This window comes from Streptomyces sp. NRRL S-244, from assembly GCF_000717915.1.
Classification (GTDB): Bacteria; Actinomycetota; Actinomycetes; order Streptomycetales; family Streptomycetaceae; genus Streptomyces.
The window spans coordinates 77,329-97,416 of the sequence record NZ_JOCX01000014.1; the positions used below are offsets into that span (position 1 = coordinate 77,329).

Annotated in this window: 20 protein-coding genes; 7 read left to right on the forward strand and 13 right to left on the reverse strand. The window is 69.8% G+C overall.

Annotated features, from left to right (window positions below):
- Positions 1–52 precede the first annotated feature (52 nt).
- Positions 53–1,510 (reverse strand): aldehyde dehydrogenase family protein, encoded by a 1,458-nt coding sequence (locus IF02_RS0119205; protein ID WP_030158570.1) that lies wholly within the window; start codon positions 1,508–1,510, stop codon positions 53–55.
- A gap of 89 nt (positions 1,511–1,599) precedes the next feature.
- Positions 1,600–2,478, reverse strand: coding sequence for a helix-turn-helix domain-containing protein (locus IF02_RS0119210; RefSeq protein ID WP_051696353.1), 879 nt, complete (start codon positions 2,476–2,478; stop codon positions 1,600–1,602).
- 367 nt (positions 2,479–2,845) lie between these two features.
- On the opposite strand from IF02_RS0119210, the gene IF02_RS0119215 reads away from it, so the two are divergent.
- Positions 2,846–3,388, forward strand: coding sequence for an ATP-binding protein (locus IF02_RS0119215; RefSeq protein ID WP_030158574.1), 543 nt, complete (start codon positions 2,846–2,848; stop codon positions 3,386–3,388).
- 152 nt (positions 3,389–3,540) lie between these two features.
- On the opposite strand, the gene IF02_RS0119220 is transcribed toward IF02_RS0119215, so the two are convergent.
- Positions 3,541–3,756, reverse strand: a complete 216-nt coding sequence (locus IF02_RS0119220; protein ID WP_051696354.1) for a DUF397 domain-containing protein — start codon at positions 3,754–3,756, stop codon at positions 3,541–3,543.
- Positions 3,757–4,067: 311 nt separating this feature from the next.
- Between IF02_RS0119220 and tatA the strand changes: the two genes are divergently transcribed.
- Positions 4,068–4,235, forward strand: coding sequence for a Sec-independent protein translocase subunit TatA (gene tatA / locus IF02_RS0119225; protein WP_030158578.1), 168 nt, complete (start codon positions 4,068–4,070; stop codon positions 4,233–4,235).
- Here the strand turns inward: tatA and IF02_RS0119230 are convergent.
- Entirely contained in the window at positions 4,232–5,401 is a 1,170-nt protein-coding gene (locus IF02_RS0119230; protein WP_199809248.1) for a DUF2786 domain-containing protein, read from the reverse strand. The genes tatA and IF02_RS0119230 overlap by 4 nt on opposite strands.
- A gap of 304 nt (positions 5,402–5,705) precedes the next feature.
- Complete coding sequence (locus tag IF02_RS0119235) at positions 5,706–6,794, reverse strand: ROK family transcriptional regulator (protein ID WP_030158581.1); 1,089 nt, start codon at positions 6,792–6,794, stop codon at positions 5,706–5,708.
- 55 nt (positions 6,795–6,849) lie between these two features.
- Between IF02_RS0119235 and IF02_RS0119240 the strand changes: the two genes are divergently transcribed.
- Positions 6,850–7,971, forward strand: coding sequence for a Gfo/Idh/MocA family oxidoreductase (locus IF02_RS0119240; RefSeq protein WP_030158583.1), 1,122 nt, complete (start codon positions 6,850–6,852; stop codon positions 7,969–7,971).
- An 81-nt stretch (positions 7,972–8,052) separates the two neighbouring features.
- Entirely contained in the window at positions 8,053–9,267 is a 1,215-nt protein-coding gene (locus IF02_RS0119245) for an ALF repeat-containing protein (protein WP_030158586.1), read from the forward strand.
- A gap of 108 nt (positions 9,268–9,375) precedes the next feature.
- On the opposite strand, the gene IF02_RS0119250 is transcribed toward IF02_RS0119245, so the two are convergent.
- The 4 genes from IF02_RS0119250 to IF02_RS0119265 all read right to left on the reverse strand — a co-directional run bounded on the left by IF02_RS0119250 (position 9,376) and on the right by IF02_RS0119265 (position 12,355).
- A complete protein-coding gene (locus IF02_RS0119250; protein WP_030158588.1) occupies positions 9,376–10,233 on the reverse strand; it encodes a fumarylacetoacetate hydrolase family protein in 858 nt (285 codons plus the stop codon).
- Between the two features lie 121 nt (positions 10,234–10,354).
- Complete coding sequence (locus IF02_RS0119255) at positions 10,355–10,966, reverse strand: YidC/Oxa1 family membrane protein insertase (protein WP_037836625.1); 612 nt, start codon at positions 10,964–10,966, stop codon at positions 10,355–10,357.
- 115 nt (positions 10,967–11,081) lie between these two features.
- Positions 11,082–11,387 (reverse strand): DUF6412 domain-containing protein, encoded by a 306-nt coding sequence (locus IF02_RS0119260; RefSeq protein WP_030158592.1) that lies wholly within the window; start codon positions 11,385–11,387, stop codon positions 11,082–11,084.
- A 53-nt stretch (positions 11,388–11,440) separates the two neighbouring features.
- The gene (locus IF02_RS0119265; RefSeq protein WP_324603772.1) at positions 11,441–12,355 is read right to left on the reverse strand and encodes a class E sortase; all 915 of its coding nucleotides are present in this window, start codon (positions 12,353–12,355) and stop codon (positions 11,441–11,443) included.
- Between IF02_RS0119265 and IF02_RS0119270 the strand changes: the two genes are divergently transcribed.
- The 3 genes from IF02_RS0119270 to IF02_RS0119280 are packed head-to-tail and all read left to right on the forward strand — an operon-like array spanning position 12,306 to position 14,666.
- Positions 12,306–13,313 (forward strand): SEC-C metal-binding domain-containing protein, encoded by a 1,008-nt coding sequence (locus IF02_RS0119270; RefSeq protein ID WP_030158596.1) that lies wholly within the window; start codon positions 12,306–12,308, stop codon positions 13,311–13,313. The two genes, IF02_RS0119265 and IF02_RS0119270, sit on opposite strands and share 50 nt — an antisense overlap.
- The gene (locus tag IF02_RS0119275; RefSeq protein ID WP_030158598.1) at positions 13,310–14,209 is read left to right on the forward strand and encodes a NaeI family type II restriction endonuclease; all 900 of its coding nucleotides are present in this window, start codon (positions 13,310–13,312) and stop codon (positions 14,207–14,209) included. Before IF02_RS0119270 ends, IF02_RS0119275 begins: the two co-directional genes overlap by 4 nt.
- Positions 14,199–14,666, forward strand: coding sequence for a very short patch repair endonuclease (locus IF02_RS0119280; protein WP_078622178.1), 468 nt, complete (start codon positions 14,199–14,201; stop codon positions 14,664–14,666). The genes IF02_RS0119275 and IF02_RS0119280 overlap by 11 nt, the downstream gene beginning before the upstream one ends.
- Here the strand turns inward: IF02_RS0119280 and IF02_RS0119285 are convergent.
- From IF02_RS0119285 to IF02_RS0119300, 4 genes are all read right to left on the reverse strand, one after another.
- Positions 14,663–15,859: a DNA cytosine methyltransferase gene (locus IF02_RS0119285; RefSeq protein ID WP_030158602.1), complete on the reverse strand. Its 1,197-nt coding sequence runs from the start codon at positions 15,857–15,859 to the stop codon at positions 14,663–14,665. The two genes, IF02_RS0119280 and IF02_RS0119285, sit on opposite strands and share 4 nt — an antisense overlap.
- A 120-nt stretch (positions 15,860–15,979) precedes the next feature.
- Positions 15,980–17,803: a DEAD/DEAH box helicase gene (locus IF02_RS0119290; protein ID WP_030158604.1), complete on the reverse strand. Its 1,824-nt coding sequence runs from the start codon at positions 17,801–17,803 to the stop codon at positions 15,980–15,982.
- A gap of 14 nt (positions 17,804–17,817) precedes the next feature.
- The gene (locus IF02_RS0119295) at positions 17,818–19,233 is read right to left on the reverse strand and encodes a hypothetical protein (protein WP_030158605.1); all 1,416 of its coding nucleotides are present in this window, start codon (positions 19,231–19,233) and stop codon (positions 17,818–17,820) included.
- Between the two features lie 104 nt (positions 19,234–19,337).
- Positions 19,338–20,021 carry a hypothetical protein gene (locus tag IF02_RS0119300; protein ID WP_030158606.1) on the reverse strand — a complete coding sequence of 228 codons (684 nt, stop codon included), beginning with the start codon at positions 20,019–20,021 and terminating at the stop codon, positions 19,338–19,340.
- Positions 20,022–20,088 lie beyond the last annotated feature (67 nt).

A 20,088-nucleotide genomic window follows, 5' to 3' on the forward strand; every position in this document is an offset into this window, starting at 1 on the left:
GGCCCGTATCGCGGCGGCATCGGAGCCGGATCAGCGCCGGATCAGCGCCTGATCAGAAGGGGAAAGTGGTGCGGCCGTGCTGCACCGAGATCCACTTCTGGGTGGTGAAGGCCTCGATCGTGGCCTCGCCGTTCAGCCGACCCAGCCCCGAGGCCTTCTCCCCGCCGAACGCGGCGAGCGGATCGTCCCCGATCGTCGAGTCGTTGACGTGGATCATCCCGGTCTCGATCCGCTGCGCGAACCGCACGCCGCGCTCCACGTCCCGCGTGTGGACGGCGCCGCTCAGCCCGTACGGGGTCGCGTTGGTCAGCCGTACGGCCTCGTCCTCGCCGTCGAAGACCACCAGCAGCGCCACCGGGCCGAAGATCTCCTGGCCGAGCAGCGGGGAGTCCTCGGGGAGGCCGGCCAGCACGGTCGGCTCGACCAGGTTGCCGCGCGTAGATCCGCGGACGAGGGCCTGCGCCCCGGATTCGACGGCCTGGTCCACGAGCGCGGTCAGCGCGTCGGCCTGGAAGGAGTTGATCAGCGGGCCGATGTGGGTGTCGGCCTCGTGGGGGTCGCCGGTCTTCAGGCCCCGCACGCGGGTGGTGAACTTCTCGGTGAACTCCTCGGCGATCGAGGCGTCCACGAGGATCCGGTTGGCGGCCATGCAGACCTGGCCCTGGTAGACGAAGCGGCTGAAGACGGCCGCGTCCACCGCGTAGTCGAGGTCGGCGTCGTCGAGGACGACGAGGGCGCTGTTGCCGCTCAGCTCCAGGACCGTCCGCTTGAAGTGGCGGGCGGCGACGGAGCCCACGTGCCGGCCGACCCGGTCGGAGCCGGCGAAGGAGATGACCTTCGGGACGGGGTGGGTCAGGAGCGCGTCGCCTATCTCGGCGATGTCCGTGACCAGCACGTTGAGGAGTCCGGCGGGCAGGCCCGCGTCCTCGAAGACCTTGGCGATGACCCCGCCGCCGACCACGGGTGCGTTCTGGTTCGGCTTGATCACCACCGCGTTGCCCAGCGCCAGGGCCGGGGCGACCGACTTCAGGGTGACCAGGAACGGGAAGTTGAAGGGGCTGATCACGGTGACGACGCCGACCGGGAGGCGCTGGACCCGGTTCTCCTTGCCGTCGACCGGCGAGGCGAGGATCCGGCCCTCGGGGCGGATGGCCAGCTGGATCGACTCGCGGATGAACTCCTTGGCGAGGTGGACCTCGTACTCGGCCTTGGGACGGGTCCCGCCGAGCTCGTCGATCATCGCCTCGATGATCTCCTTCTCGCGCTCCTCGGTGATGCGCAGGGCGCGTTCCAGGACGGCGCGTCTGGCGTACGGGCTGGTGGCGGCCCACTCTCTCTGGGCGCGCTCGGCGCCGCGGTAGGCCCGGTCCACCTGCTCGACGGTGGCCACGGTGATGGCCGCGAGCTTCTCCCCGTTGTACGGGTTGACGTCGATGATGTCCCACGAACCGGTGCCGGCCAGCCATTCGCCGTCGATGTACTGGTGAGCCAGGTCGTCGAATATGGACATGCCATCCCTTACTGCGAGCGCGCACCCGTGCGCTGCACCGGAGACCGATCGGTCATCATGCACTGATCAGACGTCATACTACGTGCGAATCAAGACAGTTGGAGCAGGCCGCGGAGAAGATCCCGCGTCCGGTCGGGGTCGGGGCAGTCGGCCTGCAGCCGCTCCATCGCCCTTTCGTACTGCGCCACTTCCTCGTCTTTGTCCAGGTAGAGGGCACTGGTGAGCTGTTCCAGATAGACGATGTCCTGGAGGTCTGACTCCGGGAAGCGCAGCAGGGTGAAGGCTCCGCTCTCGCCCGCGTGGCCGCCGAAGGAGAACGGCATGACCTGGAGCTGCACGTTGGGCCGCTGGGAGACCTCGATGAGGTGCTCCAGCTGTCCGCGCATGACGTCGCGGTCGCCGTACGGGCGGCGCAGCGCGGCCTCGTCGAGGACGGCGTGGAAGACGGGTGCGCTCTCGGAGACGAGCACCTTCTGGCGCTCCAGGCGCAGCGCGACGCGGCGGTCGATCTCGGCCTTCGTGGCGCCGGGCATGCCGCGGCTGACGACGGCCGTGGCGTAGGCCTCGGTCTGCAACAGGCCGTGGACGAACTGGACTTCGTAGATCCGGATGAGCGAGGCCGCGCCCTCCAGGCCGATGTACGTCTGGAACCACCCGGGCAGCACGTCGCCGTAGCTGTGCCACCAGCCGGCCGCGTTGGCCTCGCGGACGAGCCCCAGCAGGGACTCCCGCTCCGCGCCGTCCGTGACTCCGTAGAGCGTGAGGAGGTCCTCCACGTCCCTTGCCTTGAAGCTCACCCTTCCCAACTCCAAGCGGCTGATCTTCGATTCGGATGCGCGGATCGAGTAGCCGGCCGCCTCACGGGTGATGCCGCGGGATTCTCGGAGTCGCCTGAGCTGAGAGCCCAGGAGGATGCGGCGCACCACAGAACCGCTTGCTTCTGCGGTCACTAGTCCTGCCCTCCCCATCGCCATGTGTACGCGTGGTCTGCGCGTGATGTGCGTCGCCGGGGCCCCCGCACCCCAGGCCCCGCAGTCTGCCACCAAAACGCATCGGTCCGTACTCGTTCTGTAACGGAATCCCGCCTGCCGGAAAAGAAGTCCGTAAGTATGCGTAGGAAGAAATGAGCAAGAACCATCACGGGAGTGGACAGGTCCGGCGCGTGCACGTGCATCTGCCCTTGCATCCAGCTTCTGCATTCGGAACGATGGTGCCGCGCACCTGCGTGCTCTTTCGCGCCGGCGCCGGACCCACCCCGCAGTTCTTTCTGGACGGAGCGCGCCGCTCCGCCCGCGAATCCCGGGAGTGCCTCGCATGGGGACGAATGGATCGACCATGCTCGAGCCGTTACGGCAGGGGCTGCCCCCGGTCGACCCCACGGCTGTCTCCGGGTCCGCCTCCTGCGCTCTGCCCGCCCGCTTCGAGGCGGTGCGGGGCGCCCGTTCGTTCACCCGGTCGACCTTGTCGCAGTGGGGTCTCGACGAGCGCTTCGACGACGTGGCCCTGGTGGTCTCCGAACTCGTCACGAACGCGCTGCGCCATGCCCTGCCGGAGGACGCGGGGGTCGGCGGCGGCTCGGGATCGGGGTCGGGGTCGGGGTCGGGATGCGGCTCGGGCTCGGGCTCGGGCGATCCGGAGCCGACGGTACGACTGCACCTGATGCGGTGGAGCACCCGGCTGGTGTGCGCGGTACGGGACCCCAGCGAGGACCGGCCGGGCGGGTCGTTCGCACCGGAGCGCACGCAGGAGAACTGCGACCTGGAGTCGGGGCGCGGGCTGTTCCTCGTGGACGCCTACAGCGACAGCTGGGGCTGGCACCCGCTCGCGGGCCGGCTGACCGGCAAGGTCGTCTGGGCGCTGTTCATGCTGCACGAGTAGGCGGCGGGGACCCGGGGCGCGAGCGGGACCTGACGCCCATCGGACCGACATATGACGAAAACTGGCCGGGGTTGATCATTGCGATCAGTCCCGGCCAGTGCACGTGCATGGCTTGATCAGCGCGCCGTTCCTCCGGCCGTCCCACGGGCCGATCAGGCGATCAGGTGGTCGAACTCGCCGTCCTTGACGCCCAGCAGCAGCGCCTCTATCTCGGCCGGCGTGTAGACGAGCGCCGGCCCGTCCGGGAAGCGCGAGTTGCGCACGGCGACAGCGCCACCCGGCAGCTTGGCGAACTCCACACAGGAACCTTGCGAGTTGCTGTGTCTGCTCTTCTGCCAGGTCACTCCGTCGAGTTCTGCAGCTGCCATCCCGTTGTACGCGTGGTCCACAGGAAGCCCCCGATAGTGCAGATGTCAACTGCACCGGATCATAGCTGTGTTCATAAGCGCATGCATGGGCAGATGCACGTGCACGCGGAGGGTGCTCCCCTGATCACTGTCAGGGAAGAACTCGGGTGGATCAGGGGCGAATCAGACCCTTATAAAGCCTGGATCAAGCTCCGACCAGGGCCGGGCACCGACCGCCCTTCAGACCTTCTTCAGATTTGTCCGTACGCGTGCGGCCCTGTTCGATGGTCGGAACCGCACCGGAATTCCCGTCACCCGTAGGGGGAACGCGCATGCTCCGCAATGCCCTCGAGCCCTGGCACCTGATCCTGCTCCTCGTGGTCTGCGTGCTGGTCTTCGGCTCGAAGAAGCTGCCCGACATGGCCCGCTCCGTGGGCCGGTCGATGCGCATCCTGAAGTCGGAGACCCAGGCCCTGCGCGGCGAGAGCGATCGCCCCTAGCGCGGCAGTGGCGGCCGCTTGCCCCCCATGTGCGCCCGGTCGGCGGCGGCCGTGCCGTCCTCCCAGCCCGCGTGGTCGGTGGCCCCGCGCAGCCGGGTGGTGGTCGTACGGGGGAACATCTCGTCGGCCCGGGAGGTGACGGCGACGTCGCGGGCCACCAGGGCGGGCAGGTTGTCGGGAGCCTCGGCCGCGGCGTGCTCGGCGGTCTCGGCGAGGCGCTGGCCGAGCCGGCTGGCGTACGCGAGCAGGAAGGACTGCCGGAACGTCTTGGTCCGCTTGCGCCCGCCGGAGCGCTGCGCGGCCTCGGCACGGGTCATGGCGGCCGTGCCCTGCACGAGCAGGGAGGTATAGAGCAGCTCGACGGCCTCCAGATCGCTCTCGAACCCCACCACGGTGGAGAACTCGAAGGCGCTGTTCCACACGGCCCGACACCGGTTGGCGGTGGCAACGGCATCCAGCAGTACCGCCTTCGCCTCCTCATAAGGGGACTCGACGCCGATCCGGCAGGCCGCCGGCACCTGGGCGGGCCCCTTGCCGCTCGCCGCGAGCACGGCCTCGTCGACGGTGTGCCGGGCCATCAGCTCCTGCGCCTTGGCGCTGAGCGCCTCCGCCTCCTCCGGGAACGTGGTCGCCTCGGCCTTGGCGAGCAGAGCCCGGATGCGCCCGAGCATGCGGGGCTCGATGTGCGCGTGCTCCAAGGCATCGGCGGCCGGATCCCCCGGCAGCGGTCCGACCGGCTCGATGGAGGGCAGCCGGATCAGCAGCCGGAACACCTCGAGCAGGGCGGTGGCGAGGCTGAACCGATCGGTCTTCTCCCGCCCCACGAGCCGTTCCCCGTACTCCCCGTCCTCGACCCACCACACCTCGGCGTCGGTCCACCGCTCGGGCAGCCGGGCGTACCGCCGCGCCTCGGCGGCGATCAGGTCGCCGGTGATCCGCACATGCCGGTCGCCGAGGTCCCGCCGCACGAGCCGGAGCACATCGACGGGCTGCCACCCCCGCTCCCAGGCCTGCCGTACGTACGCCTCCCCGCGCCCCAGCAACTCCCGCCCGACCCCACCCCACTGCCCGCCGTCCCCGACGAGCACGGACGCCCCGGCATCCAACCCGGCATCGTCCTGGCTGTAGAGCGCGGCCTGACAAGCCCGATCGACAATCTCTCTCACCACCCCAGCTTGTCACGCCCCCCACCACACCCCCGGCGGGCGCGGACCCATCCAGCCCCGCCGGCGTTTGAGGCGCGGGGCCAAATCCAGCCCCGCCGGCGTTTGAGGCGCGGGGGTCCGGGGGCGGAGCCCCCGGGAAACGGAGAAAGGGCGGGGCGGGGAGAAAGCCCCGCGCAGCGGCCCCGCCGGCCCCGACCACCCCGCCCCACCCCCGGCGGCCCCGGCCGAAGCCGACCCGACCGCCAAGCAAGGCGCAGAGCTCCGGTGGCCGGCCCCCCAACACGGCGCGCCGCCAGGCGGAGCCTCACCCCACGCGCCCGAAGAGCGGGGCCAGCGCCAGTTCCGCCGCGCCCTCGGCGACACCGTCCTCGGACGCGGCGACCTCCGGAACCGGGCCGCCCAGGGTGCGCGCCTCCAGGACGCGGCGGACGCCCGTCGTGAAGACCTCCGGTGCGGAGTCCACCACGCGTCCCCCCAGCCACACCCGGTCCACGTCCAGGAGCGCGACCACGTTCGCGGCGCCCTCGCCCAGGATCCGAGCCGCCTCCTGGAGGTCCCCGCGGGCCACCGCGTCCAGGCACAGCACCTCCGCGCACCCGCGGCCTCCGCACCGGCAGGGCGGACCGTCCAGCATCAGAACCTGGTGCCCGAACTCCCCCGCCGCGGAACGTTCCCCGCGGAAGACCTCGCCGCGGAGCCGGAGCCCGGCCCCCAGGCCGGTGCTGAGGTGCAGGTACACGGAGGTTCCGACGGCCCGGCGGCCGGGGACCGCGACCCCCGCGTTGGTGTCCTTGTCCAGCAGTACCGGCGGGGCGTCGGGCCCGAGCCGGTCCGCCACCGCCTGCCGCAGCGGGAACCCCTCCCACTCGGGGTATCCCGTCACCCGGCCCAGTACGCCGGCCCGCCAGTCGAGCGGTCCTGGCGCGGCGACGCCCACGCCGAGCAGGGACCTTGCGCCCGCGTCCCCGCACAGCCGGTCCACGGCTCGTACGACCTCGTCCGCGACGGCATCCGGTCCGGCCGCGAAGTCCAGGGGGCCGCGGACCCGCTCGATGACCGTGCCCAGCATGTCCACCCGTACCGCCCGCAGCTCGTCGCGGTCGGCGTGCACCCCGACGGCATGCCGGGCGCCGGCGGCCAGCTGGAGCAGCGTCCGCGGCTTGCCCCCGGTGGACGCGCCACGGCCGGCTTCGGCGACGAGTCCCTCCGCACGCAGCCGTCCCGTGATCTTGCTGACGGCCTGCGGGGTGAGGCGCATGAGGGCGGCGAGCTCGGTGCGGCCGAGGCCCTCAAGACCCGCTTCGCGGAGCAGGGCGAGTACGAGCGCGTCGTTGTGGCCTCGCAGCGCCGGTAGGTTCGCGCCGCTTCCGTTGCTTCCGCTACGCCAGTCCACCTCTCCATTGTCCACCCTCCTTGCACTTAAGCAACACTGTTGCCAAAGTGGATGCATGAACGCCTCCCCCTCCGCTTCCCCCACGCGGTCGAACGGCCCCCTCCGCGTCGGTCTCATCGGTTACGGACTCGCCGGCTCCGTCTTCCACGCGCCGCTCGTCTCGGCCACCGAAGGGCTCGTCCTCGACACGGTCGTCACCTCCGACCCCGGCCGGCAGGCCCAGGCGCGCGAGGCATACCCCGGCGTCCGGATCGTCGGCACGGCGCAGGAGCTCTGGGACCTCTCCCCCGCCCTCGACCTGGTCGTCATCGCCTCCCCCAACAAGACCCACGTCCCGCTCGCGGAGGCCGCGCTGGGCGCCGGCATCCCGGTCGTCGTGGACAAGCCGCTCGCCGCCACCGCCGCCGAGGCCCGCGAGCTCGCCGCCCTCGCCGACAAGACCGGCACGTTCCTGTCCGTGTTCCAGAACCGTCGCTGGGACAACGACTTCCTCACCCTGCGCCGCCTCATCGCCGACGGCGAACTCGGCGAGATCCAGCGCTTCGAGTCCCGTTTCGAGCGCTGGCGCCCGCAGCTCAAGGGCGGCTGGCGCGAGTCCGGCGCCCCGGAGGAGATCGGCGGCCTGCTGTACGACCTCGGCAGCCACGTCGTCGACCAGGCGCTGGTGCTGTTCGGCCCGGCCGTACGCGTGTACGCGGAGACCGACGTGCGCCGGCCCGGCGCCGAGGCGGACGACGACACCTTCATCGCCGTCACGCACGCGAACGGGGTCCGCTCCCACTTCTACGTCAGCGCGACCACCGCGCAGCTGGGTCCGCGCTTCCGCGTCCTGGGCTCCCGGGCGGGCTACGTGAAGTACGGGCTCGACCCGCAGGAGGCGGCCCTGCGCGAGGGGCACCGGCCGGGCGTCGGAGACACCCCGTGGGGCGAGGAGCCCGAGCACCTGTGGGGCCGGGTGGGCTCCGGCGAGTCCCCGCTGACCGGCGGCGGAGCCCCGGTGCCGACCGTACCGGGGGACTACCCGGCGTACTACGCGGCGGTGGAGGCGGCTCTGCGCGAGGGCGGCCCGGCGCCGGTCACCGCGCACGAGGCGGCGCAGTGCCTGGCGGTGCTGGAGGCGGCGCGGATCTCGTCCCGGGACGGGGTGACCGTCGAGCTGAGTGCCGCCATGTCCTGAAAATGGACAGTTTGAGGGTCGAATGCGATCTATCCTGCACAGGTTGTAGATCATCACACGCGTGAAGAACGGAACCTGTCTGTGAAGCTGCCCCGGATCGCATCGGCCGTCGCCGCCGCCGCGATAGCCCCGGCCGTCCTGCTCGCGTCTCCGGCCTTCGCCGCCGACACCCCGGCGCCGGCCGCACCGACCGTGCCGGACCAGGCCGCGGACGAGCCGACGGGCAAGCCTGCGGACAAGGGGACGGACAAGGAAGCGGACAAGAAGGCGGAGAAGCCGGCCGAGGACCCCCAGGCCGCGAAGGACCGGGCCGCCGTCCAGGCCATCCTGGCGGATCCGGCGAGCGGGCCGGGCGTACGCGAGGCGGCCGAGAAGGCACTCAAGGGATCGGCCGCGGACCTGCGGAAGTTCCTTGAGGTGGAGTGGGCCCGGGAGCAGTTCACCGACGACCGGGTACGGGTCTCGCAGATCATCAACGCGGGTGGCCGGGCCGTACAGAAGGCCGGCAAGGCCGCGCTGAAGACGGACACCCAGGCCGCGCTGACCGAGTTCCTGGGGCACGGGCAGCACACGGCCCGCTTCGAGGACGACAGGGTCGAGATGCTGCGGATGCTCGCCGGCGCGGGCCGCGGCATCACCGAGGCGGTCAACCGGCTGATGGACAGCGGGACGCCGGAGGAGGTCCGCGAGTTCGTCGCGACGGGGCAGCACAAGATCCGGGCGGTGGACGACCGGGTGGCGCTGTTCGCGATGCTCGACGGGGCCGGCCCGGGCCTGAAGGAGGGCATCGTCAACCTCCTGAAGGGCAACCCGACCCCGGCGGAGCTGCGCACCTTCGTGACGACCACGCAGCACGAGCTGCGCGACGACGACAACATGGTCCTGATCTGGGCGATGCTGAACAAGGCCGGCCCGGAGCTGAAGAAGGCCGCGATCATCGCGATCAACGGCACCCCGGCGGACCGCGCCGAGTTCCTGAAGACCGGACAGTTCACGGCCCGCGACAAGGACAAGGCCGCGGCCGACGCGCAGACCGGCAAGGACGGCACCGGCACCGGCACCGGCACCGGCACCCAGCAGACCGGAACGGGAACCGGGACCACCGCCGGGACCACCGGAACGAAGTCGGCCGCCAACACCCACACGACGACCACGGCGGGCGGTTCCGGCGGCGCGCTCGCGAACACGGGCACCCAGACCGCCCTGATCGCGGGCGGCGGCGCCGCCGCGCTCGGCGCGGGCGCCGGCCTGGTCTTCGCCAACCGTCGCCGCCGCCGCGCGTCCACGAAGGGCTGACCTGCGCCTCGTACACACGCGCACGGAACTGGAAACGCAAGGGGCGGGACCGCAGATGGCGGCCCCGCCCCCGTACACGTAACGCGTCAACGCGTGAACGCGTGACGACTACGCGCCCTTGAACTCCTGGCGCTGGCGCCCGAGGCCCGCGATCTCCAGCTCCACGACGTCACCGGCCCGCAGGTACGGCTTCGGCTCCGGCTGGCCCATCGCCACGCCCGCCGGGGTGCCGCTGACGATGACATCGCCCGGGTACAGCGTCATGAACTGGCTCAGGTAGCGGACGATCTCGCCGACCGGGAAGATCTGGTCGGCGGTGTTGCCGTCCTGCTTGAGCGCGCCGTTGACCCACAGCTTCACGTCCAGGTCCTGCGGGTCCGCGACCTCGTCGGCGGTGACCAGCCAGGGGCCCAACGGGGTGAACGTCTCGCAGTTCTTTCCCTTGTCCCAGGTGCCGCCGCGCTCGATCTGGAACTCGCGCTCCGATACGTCGTTGACCAGCGTGTATCCGCCCACGTGGGCCAGGCCCTCCGCGGCGGAGGACAGGTAGCGGGCGGTGGCGCCGATGACGACGCCGAGCTCGGCCTCCCAGTCGGTCTTCACACTGCCGCGCGGGATCAGCACGGTGTCGTCCGGGCCGACCACGGTGTCCGCGGCCTTGAGGAAGAGGATGGGCTCGGCCGGCGGCTCGGCGCCGATCTCGGCGGCGTGCCCGAAGTAGTTCAGCCCGATGCCCACGATCTTGCCGATCCGGCCGACCGGCGCACCGATCCGCAGGCCTTCCGCGTCCAGGACCGGAAGCTCGCCGGACTCCGCCGCGTCCCGCACCCGGGACAGCACGGAGTCGTCGGCGAGCAGGGCGCCGTCCACATCCGTGATCAGGCCGGACAGGTCGCGCAGGGACCCGTCCTGGTCGAGCAGCGCGGGGCGCTCTGCCCCGACCGGTCCGACACGCAGCAGCTTCATGGGCATTCTCCCGTGGTCGTGGGTGGTCGGCCCATGGGCGAGCCCGGGCCTGCCGATGGGTTGCGGCCATCGGAGAATTGGTTGATCCTCCAAGATGCCCGGCCAATCCGCAAGACCCTGTTCACAGACTGGAACGCTTGCGGTGCTGGAGCCAGGCCCGCTCGGCCACGGACCACGCGGTGGTGGTCACCAGGTACAGCCCCGCCGCCAGCGGCACCACGGCCGCCGTGATCAGCGTCCCGAACGACAGCAGCGGCAGTACGCCGCCCAGCTTGCGCATCGCCTCCTGCTGCTCGGCGCTCACCTTGGCGGCCGCGACCGGGACGGGCGCCTCGGCGGCGGCCCGCCGTCCCCGTACGGCGCTCCACGCGGCGACCGCCGCGATGGCGGCGAACAGCCCCAGGAACACCAGCCCCTGTGCCCCGAGGAAGCCGCCCGCCCCGAGGGCATCGCTCCACCGGGCCCCGAGCGGCGCGGCGAACAGCCGGTGGTCCAGCAGTTCGCCGGACGAGGAGAAGGCCTGGTACATCAGGAAGAACACCGGCAGCTGGAGCAACACGGGCAGCAAGCCGGCCACCGGCGTCGCACCGCGGAACGCGGCCCGGTTCAGCGGATGCAGGGCGAGCCGTACGAGCACGGTGAACAGCACGATCGCGGCAGCGGTCGCGGACTCGGCCAGTGCGGGCTCCAAGAGCCGGCCCAGCTCTTCAACAAGGCGGGTGAAAACGGACACGCGGGCCCTCCGAGGGGTCTCGTCAACGTCGAAAAGGTGCATTTCGGCGCGACGACCACGAGGGGCAAACCGACAAACGAAAGGGAGAAGAAAAGAAAGAGGAGAAAGGATGCCCCTACGCGGCCGTCAGGACGAGGCGGCCGGGCGCCCTGGGCCGCGACCGGCCCGAGGCATCGGGATCGCGCTGCGGCAGGAACGCCGTGCGCTGCTCGCGATCACGTATCGCGGTGCGTATGCGGTGGGGCGGCACCGGCCGTACGAGCCGGGCGGCCAGGGCCGCGGCGCCCACGGCGACGGTGGCGGCGAGGGCGACCACGACGGCGCCCAGCCCGCCCTCCCCGGCGAACAGCCCGAGGAGGCCGAGGAGTCCGGCGAACAGGAGCAGGGACATCAGCAACCGCCGACGATCAAGCCGTGCCATTCCGAGCCCCCTCCCAAGATCCGATCGCTACCCACCACAACCAAGAACGCGATCTATCTCCTCAAGGTTCCCCAGACCACGAGCCGATATTTGGAGGTGTACTCGGGCGTGCAGGTGGTGAGCGTGATGTACGCGCCGGGCTCGGCGTACCCGTACTCCGGCCGGACCGTACTGCGCGGCACGGCCGCGATCACCCCGGTGTCCCGCTCGCTGGTCTCCCCCATGGTCTTGCCGACCACATACGTGTACCGCTGCCCCCGTACGTCGACGATCAGCTCGTCCCCGGCCCGCAACCGGTTGATGTACCGGAACGGCTCGCCGTGGGTGTTGCGGTGCCCGGCGAGCGCGAAGTTCCCCTGCGCCCCGGGCTGCGCGGTCCCGGGGTAGTGCCCGGCGTACCCCTTGTCCAGCACGGCCCGCTTGTCGACGCCCTGCGCGATGGGCACGACCACCCCGAGCCGCGGAATCCGCAGGACCCCGTACGCGGACTCCCGCGCGGGCGCCCTGGACGGCGAAGCGGAAGGCGGCAAGGAAGGCACCGGATCCACAGAGGAACCGGCCCCGGCCCCGGCCCCAGCCCCAGCCCCAGCCCCAGCCCCAGCCCCAGGATCGGGATCGGGATCGGAAGGAAGAGCCCCGGGCTCGGAAGGAAGAGCCCACTGCTCCTCCAACTCCCGAACCTCCTCCCGGGCGGAGGCCAGGGCCTGCCGATTGGTCCACCACACCTGGTGCACCACCAGCAACAACACCACCACGCCCACGGTGACGGCCAGTTCGGCGGCCCCCCACAGCACCCCGGCGAGACCGGCTCGCCGCCCGCGCCGGCCGCCCCCCTGCACCACCACACGCATGTGATCCCGCACGGGCCGCACCTTAAGTCCTCCCCCGTCAACAGACCAGGGCAGTACGGTGTGAACCATGCGCCCTGACACGCCTGCCGAGCACATCGCCGAAGCCGAGCGCCTCATCCGCACGGCGACCCGTTACCCCGAGGACCAGGAGCCCCTGCTCCTCCAGGCCGCGGCCCACCTCGAACTGGGTGACGCCCGGGACCGCGCCAGCGCGCTGTACGACCAGCTCCTCGCCTCCTCACCCGCCGATCCGCACCTGATCAAGGCACTCCAGGCGGCGAACCTGTGGGAGTACGGCCACGAGCCCGAGGCCCGCGCCCTCATCCAGGGCATCCGCGCGGCGGCGCCGGCGGACCCGGCCCCCTGGGAGGTCATCGCGGAAACCCTGGAAGCGCACGACGAGTTGACCGCCTCGGAGGAGTGCTTCACCGAGGCCGCCGGCCTCCTCATCACGGAGGACGCGCCCCTCACCCAGGCCACCACGGCCCTCCTGACGGGCCGCCACCGGGTCCGCCGCCTCCTCGGACTCCCGCACGACGAGTGGGACATGGTGGCCGACACCCGCCACATCGGCCCGATCCCGCTGGACGAGCTGCACGACCCCAAGCGCATCTGGGCCCTCGGCTCCGACGACCCGGCCGAGCTGCGCGCCGAGATCGCCCGCCTCCGCGCCGAACTGGGCGACCGCCGCGCCGCCCTCTCCCGCCCGTTCCCGGTGGCGATCCTGCACTGGCCCGCCCGCGAACTGGCCGAACTCCTCACCTCGTACCCCACCCTGGCGGCGGAGTACCCCTCGCACGAGGCCCACCTGGCGCACATCGAGTCCTCACTCCGCGCCCTGGCCGCCTCGGGCACCACGAACCTGGGCATCGTCACGGCCAGCGTCCCCTCCTACGAGGCCTTCGCGGCATCCGAGAAAACCTCCCCGGCCTCCCCGTCCCTCCTCCCGGAGTACGCGACGACCCTGGCCGCCCGAGGCAAAGCCACCCCCTGGCCCCCCACCCCCAACACCCCCTGCTGGTGCACCTCAGCCAAGCCCTACGCCGAATGCCACGGGGAGTCCAGCGGCCGATGAGCAGGGGACGGCTCGTTCTGCAGGCGCCAGGGGAGGTCTGCGTCAATACGCTGGGCGGAGACCATGTCCTGCTGGCTGCGGAACAGGACTCCGAAATGATGGCCGTGCTGGACTGGCTCCGCCGGCGCGACGTTGCGGGGCTTTACACGGGGGCCATAGCCAACGCGGTCGATTACGTCCTCGATGGTCCGAGGACAGGCCGGTACGACCTGCTGGGATCCGATGTCCATCCAGGTGAAAAGGCCTCGGTAGGCGCCAAGCTGGAGTACGAGGTGCTGCGGTCGTTCGGTCTCCCTAAGGAGCCGCCGCTCGACACCCTGATCGCCGGAGTGCCGGTCGACATCAAAGCGACGGTGGGCTCAAACTGGTCAATTCCAGCCGAAGCGCACTGCCGGATATGTATCTGCACGCAGATACAGCTCGGGAAGAGCAGGCACCGTTCCTGGCTGGTCCGCGCGCACCGCTCCTGGCTCTACCGCGGCGCTGGCAACCGCGACGGCAAGCGCGGACTCGCGGTCCATGCCCGCGACCACTGGAGCGTCCCGCTCTACGATTGGACCCCGCTGCCCGTTAATCCGCTGACGCTCCTCACTACGGAACAAGCGGCCCAGGTTCTGGCCCAGAAGCCGGGGCAGGAACCGCGGCTCACAATGATGTTCCAGTTCCTGGAAGGGCACATCATCCCGCGGAGCGTAATCTCGACGGTGGGCGCCGGAAAGCACGACCCTCTGAGGCGCGCCAGGAACGTGCGGGCCAGCCTGGAACGCGGCGGCCTTACTCTGCTCTGTGGCAAGTTCCCGCAACAGCGTGATCTGGCGGCGGCCCACAAGATCACACTGGGGCCGGAGGACTGGGTCGCCCTGCGGATGGACGGAGAGCACGACGGTGCCGGATGAGCCTGAGTGGCAGCCGCCCGAGGGTTCCTGGGCATCCTCGGCGGCTCGTCGGCGCAACATGCAGGCCATTCGGAGCCGTGATACCAAGCCCGAGAAGGTCATCCGGCGGCTCATTCACGCGAAGGGCCTGCGCTACAGGATCGCCACCCGCCCGCTGCCGGATCTCCGTCGCACGGCGGACCTCGTGTTCCGGCCGGCGAAGGTGGCCGTCTTCGTCGACGGCTGTTACTGGCACGGATGCCCAGAGCACTACGTGCCACCCCGGACGAATCCGGGCTACTGGTCGGACAAAGTCGCCCGGAACATCGCCCGGGACCGTGATACGGATCAGAGACTGAGAGAGGCGGGCTGGCTCGTGCTCCGGTTCTGGGAGCACGAGGAGTCAGGCCTCTGTGCGACGAAAATCGCCGATGCCGTCCGGGAGCGCCGGGAACGCTCCCAGGACGGGAACGGCTAGCTGCTGGTCTGCCCCACAGGCCGCGCGGCGCGCAGCACCCTGGCAATGGACTCGCCGACGGCGCGGGCGACGGGCGGCGGGAACGCGTTACCCACCTGACGGTACTGGGCGGTCTTGCCCGGCAGCGGCTTCTCCGTCTTCTTGTCCCCGGCGAAGTCCCACTCTTCGGGGAAGCCCTGGATGATCGCAGCCTGGGTGACGGTGAGCATCGGGCCTTCGGGGCGGAAGAGGTCCCGGTCCCAACTTTCTTTCTGCTCCACCTCGCCGGGCGAGTTGGCGACGCCCATGGCGTTGACTCCGAGGACCTTCCATGCGGCCTTCGCGCGGCTCGGTCCGAGGTCGGCACCACCGTGCTTCTTGGAGCCGCCCACGAGGGTCGGGGCGATTCCGTCAGGCTGCCCTTCCCAGCGCACCAGGTATTTCTGCGCCTTGGCCCCCAGCGCGCCGCCCTTGTCCACGAAGTGCTGGAACCGTGCCCTCATCGACTCGTCGAGGGCAGCACGAACGGTGAATGCGCCCGGCTTCGCCACCGGCCACGCGAACTCCGTGTCTCCCAGCACGTCCGTCCGGATCGCGACAAGAATGGCCCGCGGACGCAGCTGCGGCACTCCGAAGTCGCTGGCTTCGAGAACCTCCCAGCCGCAGACCGTGTAGGAACCCTCGTACTTGACTTCCTCGCCCGTCTGCGGATCCTTGGCCAGACCGCCTTCGAGGCGCGCCACTACCCAGTCGCGGTAATCCTGGAACTTGTCGTCCTTGATTCCCCGGACGTTTTCAATCATGACCGCCTTCGGCTTGAGCTCGTCCACGAGTTCAAGCATGCGGGGGAAGAGGTCACGTTCGTCGTCCTTGCCCAGCTGCTTTCCCGCATGCGAGAAAGGCGGGCACGGAACGCCGCCCGCAAGAAGGTCAAGGTCGCCCTCACCGAGAGAGCCACCCAGAAACGCGATCGGCTTTTCCAGCTCGGCGAGCGGCTTAAATTCGTTGACATCCTTGTGAATGATGTCGCAGTATTCTCGCTCGAATTCCCAGCCGTCCCGGCGATCAATGTTGCGCCGCAGCGTCGCGGCGGCGTACTGGTCGATCTCGACGAGCGCTAGGTGGCTGAAGCCAGCCTGGTGGAGGCCGATGGCCTGTCCCCCGGCTCCGGCGCAAATCTCAATCGAGGTCAGCGTGCGATCGCTGGCACCCATCGAGTCCTCCTGGTGTGGCAGATGCAGACAGGCAAGTGTCGCATCCGCCACCGACAGCGTGTTCCTTCCAGGCCCGGGCAGGCGCACAGCCTTCAGTGGAACACCTGCCCAGCAGCGGTCTCAGCAGGCCCGTGCCGTTCCCACGTGCTCCAGGAGGGCCCGTACGTCGGCCTCGTCCATGCCCGCTGTCACAGGCCCTTCCTCCTGTAGGTCACCCAGCTGCCGCACGGAAGGATCGTCAAGGATCGCCCCCATGAACTCAAGCTTTTCAGCGAGCCTGAGCGCGACCACTTCATCGATCGTGCCTGAGGACGCGAGCACGGTCACTCGCGTCTGAGCATCCGGAGCCAGTCCCAGACGGTGGATGCGGTCCAGGCTCTGAAGGAACCGGCCCGCCATAAAATCCCGGTCGACGTAGACGGCGTCATGGCACTCATGGTGGAGGCTGATCCCTTCGCCCAGCGTGGCCGGGTTGGAGATCAGGACGCCGCAGGCCGGATCTGTCCTGAACCTGCGGATCTCCTGCTCCCTGTCCGTCGTTCCGCCATGGACGACCGCAGGCTGGAAATCCGTGAGGATGCGCTCCAGGCTGGTGATGTTACGTACGAACGTCGACCAAACCAGCGTCTTCCGCCCAGCGGCCGCGTTCTTCGCAACGATGTCGCGGACTTCGAGGTACTTCGGTGGCACTTCGTGCTGGTGCAAGTTCTGCAGCAGCTTGAAGAGCGACTCCCCCTCGGGGATCTCCAGGGGTGGTACCTGGAAATTGAGGGGCTCATATTTGCTGCTTCCCTCGACCAGCAAGGCGGGGCTGGTGGCGGCCATGAGCAGCCTGAGCATCGCCTTCCCGAGACCGTCGAAGTCCTCACGGGACAATTCTGCCCGGGAGGTAAAGCGTCCCACGAGAGCGTCGTAGATCTCCCGGTGCAGCCCTTCCAGGGGCACGGTCCGGATGACCGGCTGGAAGGGCGGCAGCCCCAGTTCCTTCTTAGTGGTGCGCGTGAAGAGGGGCCGGAGCACGGAGCTGGCGTGCGCAAGGTCCCCGCCTGCCACGGCCTGGGTTACCACCCGGCGCCCGTGACCGGGCCACACGAACGACAGCAGGTTCTCCAGGTCGCGCGCACCGTTCGGGGCGGGCGTACCCGTGAGGATCAGCCGGCGGCGGCTGAGTGGGCCCAGAGCCATGCAGGCGCTCCCGTACGTGCCGTCGGAGCCGAGCTTCATCCGGTGGGCTTCATCCAGGATCACCATGGAAGGCGCCGCGCGCAGCCAGCCCGCGAGCCCGGTGAGAGAGCGCTCGAGCCGCTCGTAGTTGACGACCAGGATCTCAGTGTGCGGGTCCGGGGCCCGTCCCATGACCTTGGTCACCGGGGCCTCGTCGAAGCATGAGCCGCTCTCGTTGATCCACGACTCATAGGCGGACTTCGGGCTGACGACCAGAAGCCTGCGGGCGTCGCCCTTCTCCTTCGCCGCCGCGTATACGGCGAGCCCGACGCGGGTCTTACCCGCCCCCGGGACGCTGAAGTTGGCGCCGTGGCGCATGGCTAGCAGCCGGGCGATATCCCTGCGCTGGAAACTCGTCAGATCTGCTCGCCAGCCCGCACCAAGACGGCCGACGAGAGACTCCGTGTCCACCCCTTCCGACGGCTCGGGGCTGTGCTCCAGGTAATCGGCTGCCTGATCCGCGTCGTCGAGGACGTCATTGACGAGGGTGAGGAGCTCCTCGTCCCACTCCACGGATTCGGCATGCGGCCAGTCCGACAGGACGTGGAGCCCCGACAGGAAATCGTCGAGAGGTACTTCCAGCATCAGTGGACCGCGCTGGCCGCCCACAGGGAACCCTGCTGCCAGGTGCGTCAGCTCCGCCCCGAACGGCTCAGCGGCGCGGAGGACGGCCTTGGTCCGGGTGACGTCGAGACCGAGCCTCAGCGACAGGTCACCCATCTCACCCAGCTCGGTCACGCCTGCTCCTGCCGCACGGCGGTAAGGAGCCACGCGACGCCCTCACCGTGCTCCTCAATCCGCGCGGCCTCTCGGGCAAGCTTGAGGAGGCTGCTCTTGAGGGAGAGGAGGGCCTCGTCGAGGGTCTCCTCATCCAGGTTGCGCGAAGCACGGGCGAGCGTCATGTCCGTCACGCACTGATCGATGCTCTGGACGGCATCGTGGAGACGATCCGGAGCCGCCTGCTTCCGCTTACGCACACGGGCGTCCTTGCCCGCCGGCACCAGGGCTTCCTCCACCGCTTCCCGTGCCTGCTTCCACAGCGCGGCCGCTTGGTCGGACTGCTCCTGGGTCACCGTGTCCGGAGCCCGCTCCACCGCCTTGGCGCGCAGCAGCAAGTTGGTGAACTCCTTGGCCTCCGCCACCTGGGGGCTGTCGCCCCGCACGGCACGGTTCAGCCCCGGGATCACCCGGGCTTCCTGCGGCTGAGCGGGAACCTTCTGCAGTTCCTCCGACAGGTGGCGCTGGAGGTACCGGGTCCTAAAGTCCACGTCCGCGAGGCGGACATCAGTCTTGGAGAAGTCGAGCACGATCAGGGCGAGCTTGTTCTCCTTCAACAGGTCAGCCTGCGCCGGATTCTGCCGTGACGCCTTCGCGAAAGCCCGATGCACTTCCCTCAGTTTTTCCTGCTGGTCTTCGAAATCCATCAGTTTGAGTCCGGCCGGACCGTTCTTGGAACGGTTCACCAGGTCGTTGAGGGTGGCCAGAACCCATCGGTCCTGCTCCGCCGTCTCCGTCCGGATCCGGAACTCCTTCGCGATCTCGGCGATCGGCCGGCCTGCGGTGACCTGCTCCTCGATGGTGAGCAGCCGGTTGATGTACGAGTACGGCCGGCGCGTGTCATGACGCAGCTGAAGGGACAGCTCGACGGCATTGATATCGGACCAGGTGCAGGACTCCGGGAGCACACCGACCCGGACGCTCGGAACTCCGAGCTCGCGCAGGGCAGCTACCCGGGTGTTTCCGTTAACGAGAATGCCGTCACGCGTGATGAGCCCCGGCTCGTTCTGGCGGTACTCCTTGAGGCTGCTCATGAGCTCATCGAAGTCGCCGTCCCGCTTGGCCGGGTTCGAGGGCAGCGCCTTGAGCAAGTGGTCAAGGTAGGCCTGGCCGTCGGAGCCCCACGGGTTGGCCGTGAGCAGTCGGTCGCGCTCGGGGTCGAAGCTGCGCTGTGCCCGGATCCGGTGCGTGGAAGGGTTGAAGTACACCTGGTCGATGGGCATATCGATGACCTGCACCACCAGAGGCTTCGTCCGCCACTCGACCGTCAGCGTTTCCTGCAGTCCACCGCCGGCGCTGACTTCCTTGAGCCGCTTCTCCACCAGTTCCTGGTTCTCAACGGCTCGGGGCGGCCGGCCGAAGTCCATGCTCACGGGGTCTTCTCCTTCTCACTACAGGTCCATGGTGTGCGTGGGGCGAAGCGGGAGCCGGCGCATCGCGCCGGCCCCCCAAGTGTGCGCCTGCTGGTTGTGGCTGCTCAGGCGGGGGGAAGCGAGAGGGCTTCACGCACCTTGTTCCGGGCGTCCGCCGGCAACGTCCGGATCGCCGCCCACAAGTGCTCCACTTCTGCGAATTCCCTGGCGTCTGCCAGCATCCAGTCCGCGAGAGTCTTGCGGTCCATGCTGCCGAGCCTGCCCAGGCGGGCCAGAACGTCGGGAAGGTCGGCCGTCAGCCCCCTGCCACCGACACGGCACCGATTGCATTCGGCCACGTGTTCCACGACAAGGGTTCCGTCCGGCTGGAGCACGGGCCGCCGCGCGATGTCGAGCTGGGCCGACACGTAGGTCCCCGGGAAGGTCTCGCCCGACGTGATGCCGCACGAGCGGCAGTGGTGCCCGTCACGCGCCAGAACCTCACGCCGCTGGGTGTCCGTGATGGACGCAGCCGGCCGCGTTCCCTTCCCGGGCTCCCACACCGGTTCGCCCTGCGCCACGAAACGCTGCTCGTGCTGGCCGAGCGTCAAGTCCTCGCGGTTGGTGTCGATCCGCCAGCCGAAGTCCCGCAGATCGCGCACCCTGCGGTCCGCCTGGCTCACCCCGGGGAACGCCTTCTTCACGTCTTCCTTCGTGAAGACGTTCCCCTCCCCCACCACAGCGACAAGCCACAGCCCGGCACGCTTCATGGTGCCCAGCTTCTGGTCCGTCCAGGACGGAAGCCCCATTGCGCTCTCCTCGTTCCGTTGTTCCGATCCGCCTCAGAATCAGCCGCCCCGAGCCCGAGGTATCCCC

Excerpts from the sequence above, each read along its gene's own strand:
- IF02_RS0119205 (WP_030158570.1), bottom strand. The coding sequence starts at position 1,510 with ATGTCCATATTCGACGACCTGGCTCACCAGTACATCGACGGCGAATGG.
- IF02_RS0119210 (WP_051696353.1), bottom strand. The coding sequence starts at position 2,478 with ATGGGGAGGGCAGGACTAGTGACCGCAGAAGCAAGCGGTTCTGTGGTG.
- IF02_RS0119215 (WP_030158574.1), top strand. The coding sequence starts at position 2,846 with ATGCTCGAGCCGTTACGGCAGGGGCTGCCCCCGGTCGACCCCACGGCT.
- IF02_RS0119220 (WP_051696354.1), bottom strand. The coding sequence starts at position 3,756 with ATGGCAGCTGCAGAACTCGACGGAGTGACCTGGCAGAAGAGCAGACAC.
- tatA (WP_030158578.1), top strand. The coding sequence starts at position 4,068 with ATGCTCCGCAATGCCCTCGAGCCCTGGCACCTGATCCTGCTCCTCGTG.
- IF02_RS0119240 (WP_030158583.1), top strand. The coding sequence starts at position 6,850 with ATGAACGCCTCCCCCTCCGCTTCCCCCACGCGGTCGAACGGCCCCCTC.
- IF02_RS0119250 (WP_030158588.1), bottom strand. The coding sequence starts at position 10,233 with ATGAAGCTGCTGCGTGTCGGACCGGTCGGGGCAGAGCGCCCCGCGCTG.
- IF02_RS0119260 (WP_030158592.1), bottom strand. The coding sequence starts at position 11,387 with ATGGCACGGCTTGATCGTCGGCGGTTGCTGATGTCCCTGCTCCTGTTC.
- IF02_RS0119270 (WP_030158596.1), top strand. The coding sequence starts at position 12,306 with ATGCGCCCTGACACGCCTGCCGAGCACATCGCCGAAGCCGAGCGCCTC.
- IF02_RS0119265 (WP_324603772.1), bottom strand. The coding sequence starts at position 12,355 with ATGAGGCGCTCGGCTTCGGCGATGTGCTCGGCAGGCGTGTCAGGGCGC.
- IF02_RS0119275 (WP_030158598.1), top strand. The coding sequence starts at position 13,310 with ATGAGCAGGGGACGGCTCGTTCTGCAGGCGCCAGGGGAGGTCTGCGTC.
- IF02_RS0119285 (WP_030158602.1), bottom strand. The coding sequence starts at position 15,859 with ATGGGTGCCAGCGATCGCACGCTGACCTCGATTGAGATTTGCGCCGGA.
- IF02_RS0119290 (WP_030158604.1), bottom strand. The coding sequence starts at position 17,803 with ATGGGTGACCTGTCGCTGAGGCTCGGTCTCGACGTCACCCGGACCAAG.
- IF02_RS0119300 (WP_030158606.1), bottom strand. The coding sequence starts at position 20,021 with ATGGGGCTTCCGTCCTGGACGGACCAGAAGCTGGGCACCATGAAGCGT.